Source organism: Streptomyces flavusporus (genome assembly GCF_046267975.1).
Classification (GTDB): Bacteria; Actinomycetota; Actinomycetes; order Streptomycetales; family Streptomycetaceae; genus Streptomyces; species Streptomyces flavusporus.
Map to the genome: position 1 here is coordinate 3,865,873 of NZ_CP176503.1, position 15,139 is coordinate 3,881,011.

14 protein-coding genes and 3 pseudogenes are annotated in these 15,139 nt (G+C 69.8%); 7 read left to right on the forward strand and 10 right to left on the reverse strand.

The window, feature by feature from the left end:
• The first annotated feature begins 456 nt into the window (after positions 1–456).
• Together ACKTSN_RS18235 and ACKTSN_RS18240 are read left to right on the forward strand one after the other, a co-directional pair.
• Positions 457–3,252, forward strand: coding sequence for a glycoside hydrolase family 2 protein (locus ACKTSN_RS18235; RefSeq protein ID WP_409470097.1), 2,796 nt, complete (start codon positions 457–459; stop codon positions 3,250–3,252).
• 49 nt (positions 3,253–3,301) lie between these two features.
• Positions 3,302–3,663 (forward strand): annotated as a pseudogene (locus tag ACKTSN_RS18240) (DEAD/DEAH box helicase); the annotation flags it as partial.
• Between the two features lie 216 nt (positions 3,664–3,879).
• Here ACKTSN_RS18240 and ACKTSN_RS18245 read toward each other — a convergent pair.
• The 5 genes from ACKTSN_RS18245 to ACKTSN_RS18265 all read right to left on the reverse strand — a co-directional run bounded on the left by ACKTSN_RS18245 (position 3,880) and on the right by ACKTSN_RS18265 (position 8,403).
• Positions 3,880–4,749, reverse strand: coding sequence for a carbohydrate ABC transporter permease (locus ACKTSN_RS18245; protein ID WP_409470098.1), 870 nt, complete (start codon positions 4,747–4,749; stop codon positions 3,880–3,882).
• Positions 4,746–5,708 carry a carbohydrate ABC transporter permease gene (locus tag ACKTSN_RS18250; protein ID WP_409470099.1) on the reverse strand — a complete coding sequence of 321 codons (963 nt, stop codon included), beginning with the start codon at positions 5,706–5,708 and terminating at the stop codon, positions 4,746–4,748. The genes ACKTSN_RS18245 and ACKTSN_RS18250 overlap by 4 nt, the downstream gene beginning before the upstream one ends.
• Positions 5,702–7,039: an ABC transporter substrate-binding protein gene (locus tag ACKTSN_RS18255; RefSeq protein ID WP_409470100.1), complete on the reverse strand. Its 1,338-nt coding sequence runs from the start codon at positions 7,037–7,039 to the stop codon at positions 5,702–5,704. Before ACKTSN_RS18255 ends, ACKTSN_RS18250 begins: the two co-directional genes overlap by 7 nt.
• Complete coding sequence (locus tag ACKTSN_RS18260) at positions 7,036–8,016, reverse strand: GNAT family N-acetyltransferase (RefSeq protein ID WP_409470101.1); 981 nt, start codon at positions 8,014–8,016, stop codon at positions 7,036–7,038. The genes ACKTSN_RS18255 and ACKTSN_RS18260 overlap by 4 nt, the downstream gene beginning before the upstream one ends.
• Before the next feature lie 228 nt (positions 8,017–8,244).
• The gene (locus ACKTSN_RS18265) at positions 8,245–8,403 is read right to left on the reverse strand and encodes a hypothetical protein (RefSeq protein ID WP_409470102.1); all 159 of its coding nucleotides are present in this window, start codon (positions 8,401–8,403) and stop codon (positions 8,245–8,247) included.
• Between the two features lie 112 nt (positions 8,404–8,515).
• Here ACKTSN_RS18265 and ACKTSN_RS18270 point away from each other — a divergent pair, with 112 nt between their 5' ends.
• Positions 8,516–8,923: a hypothetical protein gene (locus ACKTSN_RS18270; RefSeq protein ID WP_409470103.1), complete on the forward strand. Its 408-nt coding sequence runs from the start codon at positions 8,516–8,518 to the stop codon at positions 8,921–8,923.
• Positions 8,924–9,095: 172 nt separating this feature from the next.
• Positions 9,096–9,245: a hypothetical protein gene (locus ACKTSN_RS18275; protein ID WP_409470104.1), complete on the forward strand. Its 150-nt coding sequence runs from the start codon at positions 9,096–9,098 to the stop codon at positions 9,243–9,245.
• On the opposite strand, the gene ACKTSN_RS18280 is transcribed toward ACKTSN_RS18275, so the two are convergent.
• Both ACKTSN_RS18280 and ACKTSN_RS18285 read right to left on the reverse strand, forming a co-directional pair.
• A complete protein-coding gene (locus tag ACKTSN_RS18280) occupies positions 9,246–9,521 on the reverse strand; it encodes a carboxypeptidase-like regulatory domain-containing protein (RefSeq protein WP_409470105.1) in 276 nt (91 codons plus the stop codon).
• Positions 9,491–9,986 (reverse strand): annotated as a pseudogene (locus ACKTSN_RS18285) (MMPL family transporter); the annotation flags it as partial. The pseudogene ACKTSN_RS18285 and the gene ACKTSN_RS18280, both read right to left, overlap by 31 nt.
• Positions 9,987–10,250: 264 nt before the next feature.
• Between ACKTSN_RS18285 and ACKTSN_RS18290 the strand changes: the two are divergent.
• Positions 10,251–10,469 (forward strand): annotated as a pseudogene (locus ACKTSN_RS18290) (sensor histidine kinase); the annotation flags it as partial.
• Here ACKTSN_RS18290 and ACKTSN_RS18295 read toward each other — a convergent pair.
• Both ACKTSN_RS18295 and ACKTSN_RS18300 read right to left on the reverse strand, forming a co-directional pair.
• Positions 10,453–11,718: a metallophosphoesterase gene (locus ACKTSN_RS18295; RefSeq protein WP_409470106.1), complete on the reverse strand. Its 1,266-nt coding sequence runs from the start codon at positions 11,716–11,718 to the stop codon at positions 10,453–10,455. The pseudogene ACKTSN_RS18290 and the gene ACKTSN_RS18295 overlap by 17 nt on opposite strands.
• 34 nt (positions 11,719–11,752) lie before the next feature.
• A complete protein-coding gene (locus tag ACKTSN_RS18300; RefSeq protein WP_129799148.1) occupies positions 11,753–11,992 on the reverse strand; it encodes an SCO4848 family membrane protein in 240 nt (79 codons plus the stop codon).
• A 91-nt stretch (positions 11,993–12,083) separates the two neighbouring features.
• Here ACKTSN_RS18300 and ACKTSN_RS18305 point away from each other — a divergent pair, with 91 nt between their 5' ends.
• Positions 12,084–13,382, forward strand: a complete 1,299-nt coding sequence (locus ACKTSN_RS18305) for a D-alanyl-D-alanine carboxypeptidase family protein (RefSeq protein ID WP_409470107.1) — start codon at positions 12,084–12,086, stop codon at positions 13,380–13,382.
• Here the strand turns inward: ACKTSN_RS18305 and ACKTSN_RS18310 are convergent.
• Positions 13,336–14,247 carry a YihY/virulence factor BrkB family protein gene (locus ACKTSN_RS18310; RefSeq protein WP_409470108.1) on the reverse strand — a complete coding sequence of 304 codons (912 nt, stop codon included), beginning with the start codon at positions 14,245–14,247 and terminating at the stop codon, positions 13,336–13,338. The two genes, ACKTSN_RS18305 and ACKTSN_RS18310, sit on opposite strands and share 47 nt — an antisense overlap.
• Before the next feature lie 135 nt (positions 14,248–14,382).
• Here ACKTSN_RS18310 and ACKTSN_RS18315 point away from each other — a divergent pair, with 135 nt between their 5' ends.
• A complete protein-coding gene (locus ACKTSN_RS18315) occupies positions 14,383–15,138 on the forward strand; it encodes a decaprenylphospho-beta-D-erythro-pentofuranosid-2-ulose 2-reductase (protein ID WP_409474860.1) in 756 nt (251 codons plus the stop codon).
• Position 15,139 lies beyond the last annotated feature (1 nt).

Genomic DNA, 15,139 nt, shown 5'->3' on the forward strand with positions numbered 1-15,139 from the left:
GTCCCACCGCAAACCCCTGGGTGACTTCGAAACGAACCGACGTCGCAGACTCGGTCAGAAGGTGACTTCCGCAGCTTCCTCGGAAGGGCGCCCAGCCACCGGGCCAGGCTCCGCAGCTTCCTCAGCCCGCAGGAAGTGGCGACCAGCGCGACCAGGCCGTGCGGTTCCTTCCGCGCGTTGACGCCCCGCTCGAACTCGAAGCCGTCCTGGAGCCGGCCGAAGCGGCGCCCTATTTCGACGGCGTCCAGGAGCTGACGTCGTGGGAGGAGGCGAGCCGTCTGGCAACGAATGGCCAGTAGGGTTTGGTCAGGGGGCCCACACTCCCGTCATCCGGGTTGCGCGCAACACCTGAGGACCTCGGAATTACTCCTCCCCGCCCTCCTCGGTTGCTGCGATCGGGCGACGCGCGGCATGTGGAGCGTCGGCTGTCAAGGTTTCGTCACCATGCTGAATGGCATGCCTCAACTGCTGGGCAGGGTGTCGCCGTGCCGCCCTGGTTACCCGTCCCCGTCCATTCCGGCCCGTGGTCCGTCACACCTCCGGGCTCGGGTATCCGGCCGGTCCGTCGTCTGCGCCCTCCTCGGCCTGCTTGTCCTCCTGGCCCCTGCCCTCACCCCGGTCGGTTTTATTGGCCGGGCGGCGATCGGTACGCCGGCTGCCGCCGCGGTCACCGTCGGACATGACTCCGGCACGGCTCTGGCCGGGTTCATGATCCAGTCGACGGCCCGGGTGACGGACCCGGCGGCCGAGGTGTCCAGCCCCGGCTATCCGACGAAGGGCTGGTACCAGGCCGGCCCTCGCTCCACCGTCCTCGCCGCCCTGCTGGCGGCCGGCGTCCACCCCGACCCATTTCACTCCACCAACCAGAAGCTGATCCCTGCCGCCGACTTCACGGTCCCGTGGTGGTACCGGTCCGACTTCTCGGTCGACGGCCGGGCAGGTCGTACGTATCTCGACTTCAGCGGGGTAACCTCTGCCGCCGACGTCTTCGTCAATGGCCGTCGGATCTCGACGGCGAGCCAGGTCGCGGGGACCTACACCCGACACGAGCTGGACATCACCGCTCTGGTCAGGCCGGGCACCAACACGGTCGCCTTCCGGGTGCAGCCCAACGACTCGCGCAAGCATCTCACCGTGGGCTGGCTCGACTGGCTGCAGCCGCCACCGGACCGGAACATGGGCATCGTCCGCGACGTCGTCGTCCGCCGCAGCGGCCCGGTGGTCCTCCGTGACGCCCACGTCGTGACCGACCTGGCCGTGCCGTCGCTCGCCTCCGCGGACCTGACCGTGAAGGCCCGCCTGCGCAACGACTCACCCGACACCGTCACGGCGCTCCTCTCCGGCACGGCCGGGCCCGCAGCCCTCAGCCGGCAGGTGACGCTGGCGCCCGGGGAGAGCCGGACCGTGGTCTTCTCCCCGGCCGACCACCCCGGACTTCATGTGGCTTCGCCACGCGTATGGTGGCCCGCCGGGATGGGTGGGCAGCCCCTGTACGACCTCGACCTGGCCGTGAGGGTCGACGGGGTCACCTCCGACACCGCACACACCACCTTCGGTATCCGCGACGTTCAAGCACCGATCAATGCCGACGGCGCGCGCCAGTACCGGATCAACGGCCGCCCGCTGCTGATCAAGGGCGCGGGCTGGTCCCCCGACGAGTTCCTGCGCTGGGACCACGCCTACGCCGAGCACCGCATGCAGTACGTCCGCGACCTGGGCCTGAACACGCTGCGCCTGGAAGGCCACCTCGAGCCCGACGAGTTCTTCGACCTCGCCGACCGGTACGGGATCCTCACGATCGCCGGCTGGGAGTGCTGCAACAAGTGGGAAGGGGAGGTCAACCCCACGGAGTCCGGGGAGAAGTGGGACGCCGCCGACCACGCAGTCGCCCAGGCGTCGATGGCCGCCGAGGCGGCCCGGCTGCGCCACCATCCCAGCGTGATCTCGTTCCTGATCGGCAGCGACGCGGCGCCCAACGCCGAGATCGAGTCGGGATACCTCAAAGCGCTGCGGGCGGCCGACTGGAACGTGCCCGTGATCCCTTCCGCCTCCGGGAAGCCGACCCCCGTCACCGGCCGCTCCGGGATGCGGATGACCGGCCCCTACGACTGGGTGCCGCCCAGCTACTGGTACGACAAACGCGAGGGAGGAGCCACCGGCTTCAACTCCGAGACCAGCGCCGGCCCGAGCATCCCCACCCTCGACACACTGCGGCGGATGCTGACCCCGGCCGAGCTGGAGACCCTCTGGAAGCAACCCTCCGCTCCGCAGTACCACCGCTCTCCCTCACCCACATTCTCGACACTCAAGCTGTACAACGCCGCGCTCGCCGGCCGCTACGGACCCCCGACCGATCTCGGCGACTACGTGCGCAAGGCCCAGCTCGCCCAGTACGAGAACGTCCGGGCGCAGTTCGAGGCGTACTCCCGCAACGCCAAGGACACCACCGCCCCCGCGACCGGCGTCATCTACTGGATGCTCAACAGCGGCTGGACCTCCCTCCACTGGCAGCTCATCGACCGCTATCTGGACCAGAACGGGGCCTACTTCGGCGCGAAGAAGGCCAACGAACCCCTCCACATCCAGTACGGCTACGACAACCGCACGGTGAGCATCGTCAACAACCGCAGCACCGCCGCCTCAGGGCTGAAGGCCCGGGTCACGCTCTTCAACACCGACGGGACCAAGAAGTACGACCGCACGGTGACCGGTGTCGACGTCGAAGCCCGCGGCGTGACCACCACCTCGCTGACCCTCCCGGCCTCGGTCACCGGCCTGACAAAGACGTACCTGGCCCGGCTGTTGCTCACCGACGCCACCGGCCGGGAACTGGGCCGCAACGTCTACTGGCTCTCCACCCGCAAGGACGTCCTCGACTACGCCAAGACCGACTGGTACTACACCCCCACCACCTCCTACGCCGACCTGACGGGACTGAACTCGATGCCGCAGGTCACCTTGGACGTGACAGCCACAACGAAGGTGACTGGGGCCGGCACATCGACGACGACCGTGGCCCTCCGCCACCCGGGCACCACGAACGCCCCCGCTCTGCTCACCGACGTCGACCTGGTCTCCGCGGACGGGAGGACTCCCACGCTGCCCGTCCACTGGAACGACAATCAGATCAGCCTGTGGCCGGGCGAATCGGCAACATTGGTGGCCTCCCATCGGACAGTCGATCCGGACGGCACCCCACGCGTACGTGTCTCTGGTTGGAACGCCCGGGCCGTCACCGTCCCGTCCAGCTGACGATGCCGCGTGCAGCGGCGCCAGGCCCACCTCGGACCACTGGCACGGCACCGAGCGGCACGAGGTGCTGTGCCAGTTGGCCAAGGCGCATCGACGCGATGTGCCGGCGTGTGCACCGCGCCTTCCCCGCCCCGTTGCTGGTTGCCGGCGAGGGCGTGGACATCGTCGGCGCCGGCTCCGTCCCTTGGTAGCCGTGCTCCAGGGCCTGCGCTCGCATGATGAACGACTCGTCGAGCAGCTCGCTTTCCGCGCCCTGACCAGGACCGGGCACGAGCGCAAGGTGCACGTCCGGCGCGACGCCGACGGCCGGATCGTCCGAGCCGGCGCCGACGGCAAGGAGCGGGGCGGGACGCCACCGAGGCCTCGGTGGAGTCGGCGCTGCCGCACTTCTCCAGTCCGCGAGAGGAAGCAGGCCCCGGGACTTGCCCGCTTCGAAGGCCGCACCTGGAGATGCGGGCACCACCACGTCACCTTTGTCCGTGCCCCCGCCTTCTGCACCCTGCAGCGGCTGGCGCCGGCCTGACCCTCTGCCAAGTCGTCCGAGAACTTCAGATCCTCTGCCCACCCGGGCGGGCGCCTGCCCCACCTGTCACCGCGAAGTTCACGTCGGGCGCGTGCCGAAGCGTCTCACTTGAGCCCGCTGAGCATCACGCCGCGGATGTAGTACTTCTGCAGCAGCAGGAAGAGGATCAGGACCGGCAGGATGCTCAGGACGAGACCGGCCATGACGATCGGCATCGTGCGGGTCGGGTCCACGTAGTCCTGCAGGAACTGGATGCCGACGGGCAGGGTCATCACGTCCGGGTTGGCGGTCGAGATGAGCAGCGCCCAGATGTACTCGTTCCACGCCTGGACGAAGGTCAGCAGACCGAGCGTCAGCAGGACCGGCCTGGTCTGCGGCACGACGATCCGCCACCACACGGCGAACTCGCCGGCACCGTCGATGCGCGCGGCCTCCAGGACCTCGTCCGGGATCGAGACCATGAACTGGCGCATCAGGAAGATTCCGAAGCCGTTGACGAGGAACGGCATGGCGAGCGCGGCGATGCTGACGGTCAGGCCCGCGCCCCCGCGCCCGAACAGGTCGTTGCCGCCCGCAAGTGGCCAGTGCACCAGGATCAGGAAGTGCGGGATGAAGAAGAGGAACGGGGGGAACATCATCGTCGACAGCACGAGTCGGAAGATCAAGTTCCGGCCGGGGAAGCGGAGTTTGGCCAGCGCGTAGCCGGCGAGTGATGACGTGAACAGCACCGACCCGGTGATCACGGCGGTTGCGACGACGCTGTTGCGGAAGAGCACCGGCAGATCGAGCTGGTCGATCGCCGCCCGGTAGTTCGACAGGTCGAACACCTTGGGCAGGAACTGGTACGGCAGCGTGCCGGCCTCACCGGCCCCCTTGAACGACGTCATCACCATGTCGAGGAACGGCACCACCGTGAGCACGGCGCCGGTCACGACCACCAGATACGACAACCACGGGAAACGGCGGCGGATCACGCGTCCTCCTCCTTGCGCCGGAAGATCCACAACTGCGCCAGGGTGACCACGAGGACCACCACGAACAGTACGAAGGCGGCGGCGCTCGCAGGGCCCCACTGGCCGTACGAGAAGGCCTGCCGGTACATCTCCAGGGCAGCCACGTTGGTCGCGTCACCCGGCCCGCCCTTGGTCATCACGGTGATCAGCGCGAACGACTGCAGGCCGCTGATGAACTGGGTGATGCACACGAGCAGCAGGGACGGCCGCAGCAGCGGCAGTGTGATCTTCCAGAAGACGGTGACCGGCCCGGCGCCGTCGAGCGCTGCGGCCTCGTAGTACGACTCGGGAATGGACTTCAGCCCGGCAGTCAGGATGAGGACCGCCGAGCCGACCGAGGCCCAGGCCTGGACGACCACGACCGAGGGCAGCGCAGTGTCCGGGTCCTGGAGGAAGGCCACCGAGCCGAGTCCGAGGGCGTTGAGTACGCCGTTGACGAGGCCGCCCGGCTCGTACATGTACTTCCACACGTTGCCGACGGCGACGACGGTCGTCACGATCGGCAGGAAGTACAGGGTGCGCCACAGACCCTGGAAACGCAGGTTGTCGATGCAGGTGGCGACAACCACGGAGCCGGCGAGCGCAAGGACCACGGTGCCCAGGGCGAACAGCAGCGTGTTGGTGAGGATCGGCGCCAGGAACGTCGATCCGTCCGCGAAGAGGCCCGCGAAGTTGTCCGTTCCGACCGGTTGGATGCCGCCGAGGTCGAACCCGGCCCAGCGGGACATCGACAGCAGCAGCGCGAAACCGAGCGGCAGGATCAGGAAGACGGCGAAGAACAGCAACGTCGGCGCCAGGAAGAGATAGGCGACGACGGCCTGGCGGCGCCGGGACCGGGCGCGGCCGTCGACGGCGGGCCCGGCGGAGCGCGTGCTGGGCGCCGCCCGCTCGGTCGTCGCCGGCGTCAGCGCGTTCACCATGAGCGCGACACCTCTCGATCGACCTGACGACGGGTGGTGCGCAGTGCCTGGTCGACTGACTGCTGACCGGTCCACAGCGCCTCGATGTTCTTGCGCAGCAGCGATTTGGCCTGCTGTGCGCCGGGCACATTCGGTTCCGGCACCGAGTACGCCAGCGCGTCCAGGAAGGGGCGCAGGTTCGCGTCGCTGTGCGCGCCCAGGAGCCCGCGCATGTCGTCGGCGCGGCCGGTCAGGGAGCCGACCGACACCTGTAGGGAGCTCATCCGGGTCGCTTTCCCACCCTCCTTGGCGCTTCTGACGTTCACTTTCTCGGTGTTGAGCCAGCGCAGGAACTCCCAGGCCGCGCGCGGGTGCTTGCTGGCCGCGTTGACCCCCAGCATGAAGCCGGTGGAGAGCGTGGCGCGCTTGCCGTCCGCCTCGGGGAGGGGCAGCGGCGCGACGCCGACGTCGCGGTAGTCCTTGCCCATCAGGGTCTTCAGGCTCCCGGTCCACCAGCCGGCGCTGACCACCATGGCCACCTGCCCGGACCGGAACGCTTTGTAGACGTTGACACCCGGGGCGCTCGCACCTCTGACGACGAGGCGGTGCTCCAGATCGAACACGGCCCGTCCGGCCGGCGAGTCGATGGCGGTGCTCCTGCCGTCCTCGGAGAGGAACCTGCCGCCGGCGGCGTTGAGCAGGGCGAGTGTCTGGCCGACGGTGGTGGAGTCGTCAACGGTCGACAGCCCGAAGCCCTGGACCAATGTGTTGCCGTACCGGTCATGCCTGGCGGTGCGGTAGGCGGTCTCCTCCAGCTCCCGCCAGGTGCGTGGCGGGCCGTCGATGCCGGCTTCCCGCAGCAGCCGCTTGTTGTAGTAGAGGGCGTACGTCTGCACCTCGGTCGGGTAGCCGTAGACCCGGCCGCCCACCGAGGCGGCGTCGACCGCAGCTTCGCTGTAGCCGCGTGTGATCTCCTCGGCGTGCTCCCCCGGAGCGGGCCGCAGGACGCCGGCCTGGACCAGCTGGCCGTTCCACAAGCAGTAGGGGTGGAGGATGTCGGCGCCCTGGCCCGCGGCCTGCCGGACCATGAACGTGGTCAGCAGGTCCGTGAACTCGACGGCCTTGGTCTGCACCTTGACCCGGTCGTGGCCGGCGTTCCACTCGTCGACCGGGCCCTGTAGGGCCTCCTTGAGCACCCCGCTCGCGTAGTGGGAGAGCAGGGTGAGGACGATCGGGTCCCCGGGCCGCCCGGTGCCCTGGTGCGACGCGCATCCGGAGGCGAGCAGCGCCGAGGGGAGCGCAAGCGCGAAGTGGCGGCGGCTCAGACGGCTGGTGCGGCGTGCCGGCGTCATCGAGCGGCCGTCCGGCGCATCACGCGGAACACACGGGTCGTGGTGAAGCCGGTCTTGCGGTACATGTGGCCTGCCGGGGACTGCGCGCCGGTCCACAGGAACCACGCGGAGTGCGCGCGGCGCGCCCGCATCCTCTCCAGGACCAGGTGCAGGAGGACCTCGCCGAGTCCGATGCCGCGCATCTCCTCCAACACGCCGATCGGGCCGAACCGCTCGTCCACCGCGTCGAACGCCCCGTGCATCGCCCAGCCGACCATGCGGTCCGAAGGGTCCCGGACGACGACGATCCGGTCGAGCGGCGTGCCCGCGGCCAGACATGCCCGGATCGTGCACGCCCAGTCCGGACCGAAGTGGCTCCCGGCGAGCGCGAACAGATCCACCAGGTCGTCGTCGGACGGGGTGGCGAACCGGTAGCCCTGCGCCGTCAGTTCCTCCACGTGGCGCGCGACGTCCTCCGGGAAGCGATAGCCCACCAGGCCACGATCCATCGCCTCCGCCTCGTACAGCGTGCGAAAGCCCAGGGACTCCAGGAGCAGGGCCGCTTCCGGGTACGTCTCGGCGTCCAGGCCGGGCAGGACGTAGTTCGGGGTGTACGAGGAGAAGTCCACCCGGGTGCGGCCGTGGCCGTGCAGCCAGTCGAGGGCGTCGGCCAGCAGCCGACGGCCGAGGCCGCGCCTGCGGGCGGCCGGGTCGACGAAGAAGAACGGGATCCAGCCCTGCTCCGGCTCCAGGTCGGTGCCGGTCATCGGCGTCAGACGGCGCACCGCGTAGGCCGCACCGACGACACGGTTCCCCTCGACGGCGACCCGAAGACCCTCCGGATCGAAGTTGGCGTCGAGCAGCACCAGGGAGCGGAAGCGGTCCGCAGTGACGGGGTCGGCCGGCGCACTGCGCCGCCACACCTCCACCACCTGCGGTCCGTCGCCCGCGCGAAAGCCACGGATGTCGGGCCGGGATGTCGTTGTGCGATCGGTCATCGGCGGGGTTGTCCTTCCATACACCGGTCAGGGACGGCGCCGAGCGTCGCCTGCAGAGCTGCTGCGGTCTGGTGTGGGGTGCGCTGCGCCACGGCGATCAGGGTTTGGTTCATGAGGGCGCGTGGGGCGATGAGGCGGTCCGCGCCCGGCTGCTCGGTGGGGGGGGCAGGGCGGCTCGGCCCAGGGTGTCCGTGGCGGCTGTCGGTTCCGCATCAGCATCCGCTTCCGTCAGGGGAACATTCCTGATCCGGTCGCTCCGTCAACAGCGTGCCCGTCGCTCTTCGTCGACGAGGTCATGCGGGCGTCACCGTTGACGTAGCCGTGAGAGGGGCGCAGGGGCGCGGCGGCTTCGGGGAGTGCCATGACAGCGTCGGTGGTCTTGGTCATCGCTACTCGGTCTTGGGCAGGTCCGAACCGTCGGAAGTGATGCGGCCGAGCGGATCAGGGCGGTCAGGTGACGTGGGTCGGCGCATGCGTCCGAGGCGGCGAGTTCCACCCAGTGGCCGTCAGCCCCGCGTACGAGGCACCATTCACTGTCTTCGCGACGGAAGTCCCACAGCGCGCCGTCACGGGCGGTGAGCTCGATCCGGCATCCGCAGCGTTCACGGGCGCGGTGAGCGGGCGTATCGAGGTCATGGTCCGCCGTGAACAGCTTCGCGTCGTCGCCAAACAGGCGACCGACCTCGGTGAGGGTCTCGTGTGCGCTGGTGGGCAGTGGTGCCAGGTACTGTGCTGCGGTCAGAAGGCGCACGGCTTCCTCGGCGTCGGCGATGGCCAAGGCGACGACGGCATGGGGATCCTCGACTCCGTCCCCTTCGGTAATCGAACGTACTCCGTCGCACACTTCAGCGAGCCTTATGTCGTCATGCTCGTCCTCGAAGTGTCGCCACGGCACGTGCCGGGCTGAGAGCTCCACCGGGTCTCCTCTCCCCACATGTCCGGGTACGGCAGGCTTGCGCTGCTGCACATGTCAACGAGCCAGACCTCGGCCCGGGGATCGGCCGATCGTGCGAGCACAGTGACGAACTGGCGGGCCCGCTCGCACCCGCCTGTCAGCGGGCCTGGGCGCGGGCGTGGTAGTGCTCGCGCAGACGAGACAGCATGACGCGGCAGTACTCGGCCGGCGGCCGGTGCTGGTCCTCGTCGATGACCAGGGCGACGGTGTGGATGCCATCGGCTCCGAGGTCACCCTCGACGTGGAACAGATCCTCAAGGCCGGGCAGCCGTGACTAGTTCACCGCGTCCACCTCCCCCTCAGCCATCTCCGCCAGCTCCACGTCGTACACCAGCGGCCCCTCCCCGGCGACCACATGCCCTGCCCGTGAGGCCAGCCCGGTCGCCGTCGCCGCCAGCAGATATGTGCCCGGTCCCGGCACCGCCACGATGTACGAGCCGTCCACCAGGGGCGTGACCCGGTCCAGCTGACGTCCGCCGCGCGAGAGCGGCGTCACCGCCGCGCCCTCCACCGGCTCGCCCTCCGCCGTGCGGACGAAGCCGTGGACCACCGACGCGGGGCCGGTCGGCCGCTCCGGCTCGGGCCCCTGCGCGGCCAGCTGGCGGCGGCTGAGCACCCGGTGGCCGAGGAAGCCGAGCATCGCGGGCAGCAGGGTGACGGCCGCGAGCACGCTCAGGACGACGGTCAGTGAGGTGCCGATGACGACACCGTCGAGGAAGCGCAGGTTCGTCACCAGCATCCCGGCGAGCGCGATGCACACCGTGCCGCCGGCGAACAGCACAGCCCGGCCGGAGGTGTTGAGGGCGGTGGCCGCCGACTCCTCCGGGGCCATGCCGCGCAGGATCCCGCGCCGGTGCCGCGTGACGATGAACAGGGCGTAGTCGATGCCGACGCCGAGACCGATCAACGTGGACAGGAACGAGGCGAGTTCGGGGACGTTCGTGGCATGGCTGAGCAGCCGGGTGGAGAACATGCCCGTGCCCACGCCGAAGATCGCGACCACAAGCGGCAGCAACGGACCACCAGCCGGTGCCGACAGCACCATCATGCCAATGTCGCCACGCTCAACGCTCCTTCATCCGTTGTCGGTTGGTACCCCAGGTCCTGGACAACAGGATCGGCGGCCCGGCGCGGGCGTGGACACGACCCGCCCATGACTCTCAACGAACTTCAAAGCGAAGACGGACCGGTTGTCAGTGCCCGCGCCGCTACTGGGGGCATGACGACGGCTCCCGGCACCGTGCTGGTCGTGGCGGACGAGGTGAGCATCGCCGACGTCCAGCTGCGCCGCTTCGCCGCCGACGCCTCGCACGAACTGCGCACCCCGCTGTCCGCGATACGCGGCTACCTCCGGCTGTACGACAAGGGCATGCTGCGCCGGATACTCGGCAACTTCCTGGGCAACGTCCGTATCCACACACCCGCCGACGTGCCGGTGCGGCTCGGCGTGGAGCGCTCCGACGGGGTGGTACGGCTGTGTGTCACCGGGGCGAGGCCAGCTCGATCACCGTGATGTCGGAGGGTGCGCCGACGCGCGTGGGCGGCCCCCAGGCGCCCGCTCCGCGGCTGACGTACAGCTGGGTGTCGCCGTAGCGCTCCAGGCCCGCCACGGTCGGGTTGGCGGCGGCCGCAAGGAGGTTGCCGGGCCAGAGCTGGCCGCCGTGGGTGTGGCCGGAGAGCTGGAGGTCGACGTCGTACTCGACGGCCTCGTGGATCTGCACGGGCTGGTGGGCCAGGAGCACGCACGCGCGTGCCGCGTCCCGGTCGCCGAGGGCCTTGGCGTGGTCCGGGCCGTCGCCCTCCTCCTCGCCGGCCACGTCGTTGACGCCCGCGAGGTCGAAGTGGGGCAGTTCCGTGCGAGCGTTCTCCAGGGGGCGCAGGCCGAGTCGCCGTACCTCTTCCACCCACTGCTCGGCGCCGGAGAAGTACTCGTGGTTGCCGGTGACGAAGTAGGCGCCGTGTCGGGCCGTCAACTGGGCGAGGGGTGCGGCAGCGGGCCCCAGGTCCTTCACACTGCCGTCGACGAGGTCGCCGACGACCGCGATGAGGTCGGGCTGTGTCGAGTTGATCGTGTCCACGACCTTCTGGGCGAAGCCCCGGCCGAGGACCGGGCCCAGATGGATGTCGCTGACCACCGCGATCCGGAAACCGTGCGCCGCGCGCGGGAGTTTGGCCAGCGGGACGGTGACGCGTTTCACAGTCGGCCCGTTCAGGACGCCGTACGTGCCGGAGCCGACGGTTCCGACGGCCGCCGCGGCGGCGGCGCCGGCGACGACCCGGGAGACGAACAGACGACGAGAAGGGGCGGGTGTGGGGGCGGGGGCGGGGTCCGGCGGCTGCGGGGGGTCGGTGGCCTCCGGCTGCGCGGCGGTACTGCCCGCCGTGATGAGTTCCGGCTGCGGTATGCCGGCCACGGCCGACGCCCGCTCGCGGTCCCGGCGTTCGAGGAAGCGGCGGAGCAGCGGTCGTACGACCTCACCCACGAGCAGGGCCAGCAGCAGGTAGATGGACAGTGCCAGCCACATGAATCCCGGCCAGGCGAGGGTGCGCTGGAACCAGAACGGGGCGCCCGTGCGTTCGGCGACAAGCGCGCCGATGGCGAGCGCCCAGCCACCGGCGACCAGTACCGCGCCCGTGCGGCGCACCGGGCCCGGGCTCTGCGTCGTGTCGCGGAACAGGCGGCGCCACAGATACCAGTTCGCCACCACGAGGACACTCACGACGACGAGCAGAAAGACGATCACCATGCTGTTGCTTCTCTCTTCGACCGGGTGCCGGTTGCTATGACGTACGGCGCAGTGCGCGCAGTCCGCGCAACCCGATGGCCCCGACGACCGTCCCCAATACGAAGGAGACGACGGCGAGCGTCAGATGCACCCAGAAGTACGCCGTCGGGTCTCCGTCGTCGAACGCGAGCCCGCTGCTGTCCTTGATCAGGTTCTTGACGAAAGTGACCCAGATGACCCAGCTCCACACCCCGAAGGCGAGCAGGAACCAGGAGATCGGGCGGCTGAGTTTCATACGTTCAGTATCGCCGCCGGGTGTCCGGTTCCGTTCCCGGGGTGGGGAGGGGGGCGGAACTTCCCGAACCCGGGCATGTACGTTCTCGCTCGTGCCCGCACCCAAGAAGACCGCCAGGCGATCCCTACTGCTCGCATCCGCAACCCTGTTGACTGTTTCGCTGACCGCGCCCGCGGCTCTCGCGGCGCCGCGCCCGTCGCCCAGTTCCTCGGCGAGCCCGTCGGCCACTCCCCCGGCGAACATGTCGACCGTGGGCGGCGAGCGGCTCGGCCGGCCGGGCACGCAGGTGAACCTCGCCGACGGGGTTCCGGTGCTGCCCAAGGACGTCAGTGCCCGTTCCTGGATCGTCGCCGACGCCGAGTCCGGCGAGGTGCTCGCCGCGCACAACGCGCACTGGCGGCTGGCCCCGGCGAGCACCCTGAAGATGCTGTTCGCCGACACGGTGCTGCCCAGGTTCCCCAAGACGATGAAGCACAAGGTCGCCGTCTCCGACCTGGCGGGCATCGGCGCCGGCTCCAGCATGGTCGGGATAAAGGAGAACGAGACCTACACGGTCCACGACCTGTGGCTCGGCGTCTTCCTGCGCTCCGGCAACGACGCGGTGCACGTCCTGTCCGCGATGAACAGGGGCGTCGACAACACCGTCAAGGAGATGAACGAGCACGCCGAGGAGCTCCAGGCCCTCGACACCCACGTGGTCAGCCCCGACGGCTACGACGCCCCCGGCCAGGTCTCCTCCGCGTACGACCTGACCCTGATCGCCCGTTCCGGGATGCAGAAGAAGGACTTCCGCGAGTACGCCGCGACGGCGACCGCGAAGTTCCCGGGCACGACGACGAAGAACAAGAAGGGCAAGCCCGTCCGCAAGTCCTTCGAGATACAGAACACCAACCGACTGCTGACCGGCGACTACGGCCTCTCCCAGTACCGGGGCATCGCGGGCGTCAAGAACGGCAACACCACCAACGCGGGGGCCACCTTCACCGGCGTCGCCGAGCGAGGCGGCAGGGTGCTGCTCGTCACCGTCATGAACCCGCAGAACGACGAGCACAACGAGGTCTACAAGGAGACCGCGCGGTTGTTCGACTGGGGCTTCAAGGCGGCCGGGAAGGTGGAGCCGGTCGGTGAGCTGGTGCCGCCGAAGGGTGCCGCGCAGGCCGGCGCCGAGCCCGGTGCGACCGCTTCCGGCGAGGCGGGCGAGGCCGGTGGTGCGGGTACCTCCGGGGGCGGCTCGGCCAAGCCCGTGGCGAGCGCCAGGACCGAGGGCGGGTCCAGCGGCATCGGGGTCGCGCTCGCGATCACCGGTGGGCTGCTGGTGCTGCTCGCGGGCGGGGTGTTCCTGGTCAATCGCCGCTGGCCGCTGCCGGATCTGGTGCGTCGCCGCCGTTGACCTCCGCCTTCTCGGCCTCCTTGCTCTGCGTCGCCGTCCAGGCGGCGCAGAACAGCACCAGCTTCGACGTGAAGTTGATCCACAGCAGCAGGGCGACGGGGACGCCGAACGCGCCGTACATGCTCTTCGCGGCCACGCCCTGCATATAGCCGCTCAGCAGCAGCTTCAGCAGCTCGAAGCCGATCGCGCCGATCAACGCGCCCACGATCAGCCGGCGCCGGGACGGTTCGACGCCCGGCAGCAGCGTGAGCACGTACAGCAGGACCAGGAAGTCGGCCAGTACGGCGACGGCGAACGCGGCGATACGCAGCAGAAGGCTGCCCCAGCCGTGCTCGGCCAGGCCCAGCTGGCGCGCGATCCAGGTGACGGCGGCCGAGGCGACGGTGGACGCGGCGAGGGTGACCAGCAGCGCGCCGCCGAGACCGATCAGGACACCCGCGTCCTTGGCCTTGACCAGAACGGGGTTCTCCTCGCTGTCGGGCAGCTCCCACACCGCCCGCAGACAGTCGCGCATCGAGCCGACCCAGCTGATGCCGGTGAACAGCAGCAGGGCACCGGCGATGAGGCCGATGGTGCCGGCGTTGTCGACCAGGGCGCCGATGTTCAGCTGCTTGGAGATGCCGGGCACCTGCTCGGCGATCTTGTCCTGCAGCTCCTGCTGCTGCTCGGCGCTGAGCGTGGCGGCACCGATCGCGGCACCCACGGTGAGCAGCGGAAACAGCGCGACAAAGCTGGTGAACGTCATCGCCGCGGCCAGCCGCGTCCACTTCACACGGTCCAGCCGCTCGTACGACCGCCACGCGTGCGTGGCCATCAGGCGGGCGGTCACGGGGCCGACGACGGGGAGCTTCTTCAGCCAGTCCATGAACCGACCTTGCCCTTCGTGACGCCCCCGTTAATCAGCCATTCCGGGGAGGTAAGGGATGTTTCATAACTCTTGCCGCATACAGGGCGCTACGGTCGCCGCAATGCCCGGCCCTCCATAAGGAGCGTGATCGTCGTGAAGGACGCCAACGGCCTCCCTCAGTCCCTCCTCGTCCTCGGCGGTACGTCCGAGATCGCGCTGGCCACCGCCCGCCGCCTGATCGCCCGCCGCACCCGCACGGTGTGGCTGGCCGGACGTCCCTCACCCGCCCTCGAACGGGCCGCCGAGGAGCTCCGAACCCTGGGCGCCGACGTGTGCACGGCCGCCTTCGACGCGCTCGACCCCGAGTCCCACGAGACGGTGCTCGGCAAGGTCTTCGCCGAGGGCGGCATCGACATGGTGCTGCTCGCGTTCGGGACGCTCGGCGACCAGGCCCACGACGAGCGGGAGCCGGTGAGCGCCGTGCGCGTCGCGCAGACCAACTACACGGGAGCCGTGTCGGCAGGCCTGGTCTGCGCCCGTGCGTTGCAGGCCCAGGGCCACGGCTCTCTCGTCGTGCTCTCCTCGGTGGCCGGCGAGCGCGCCCGCCGCGCCGACTTCATCTACGGCTCCAGCAAGGCCGGCCTGGACGTCTTCGCCCAGGGCCTGGGCGACGCGCTGTACGGCACGGGCGTCCACGTGATGGTCGTACGCCCCGGGTCCGTACGGTCGAGGAGCACCGCCGGACGGGCTCAGGCCCCGTTCGCGACCACCCCGGAGGCGGTCGCGACCGCGATCGAGCTGGGTCTGCGCCGACGCTCGGAGACGGTGTGGGTACCGGGGGCGCTGCGCCTGCTCATGTCGGCGCTGAGGCACACCCCGCGCGCGGTGTTCCGGCGGCTGCCGATCTAGA

Coding starts and splice junctions, on each gene's coding strand:
- ACKTSN_RS18235 (WP_409470097.1), top strand. CDS start 457: ATGCCTCAACTGCTGGGCAGGGTGTCGCCGTGCCGCCCTGGTTACCCG.
- ACKTSN_RS18250 (WP_409470099.1), bottom strand. CDS start 5,708: ATGGTGAACGCGCTGACGCCGGCGACGACCGAGCGGGCGGCGCCCAGC.
- ACKTSN_RS18255 (WP_409470100.1), bottom strand. CDS start 7,039: ATGACGCCGGCACGCCGCACCAGCCGTCTGAGCCGCCGCCACTTCGCG.
- ACKTSN_RS18260 (WP_409470101.1), bottom strand. CDS start 8,016: ATGACCGATCGCACAACGACATCCCGGCCCGACATCCGTGGCTTTCGC.
- ACKTSN_RS18265 (WP_409470102.1), bottom strand. CDS start 8,403: ATGACCAAGACCACCGACGCTGTCATGGCACTCCCCGAAGCCGCCGCG.
- ACKTSN_RS18295 (WP_409470106.1), bottom strand. CDS start 11,718: ATGGTGATCGTCTTTCTGCTCGTCGTCGTGAGTGTCCTCGTGGTGGCG.
- ACKTSN_RS18300 (WP_129799148.1), bottom strand. CDS start 11,992: ATGAAACTCAGCCGCCCGATCTCCTGGTTCCTGCTCGCCTTCGGGGTG.
- ACKTSN_RS18310 (WP_409470108.1), bottom strand. CDS start 14,247: ATGGACTGGCTGAAGAAGCTCCCCGTCGTCGGCCCCGTGACCGCCCGC.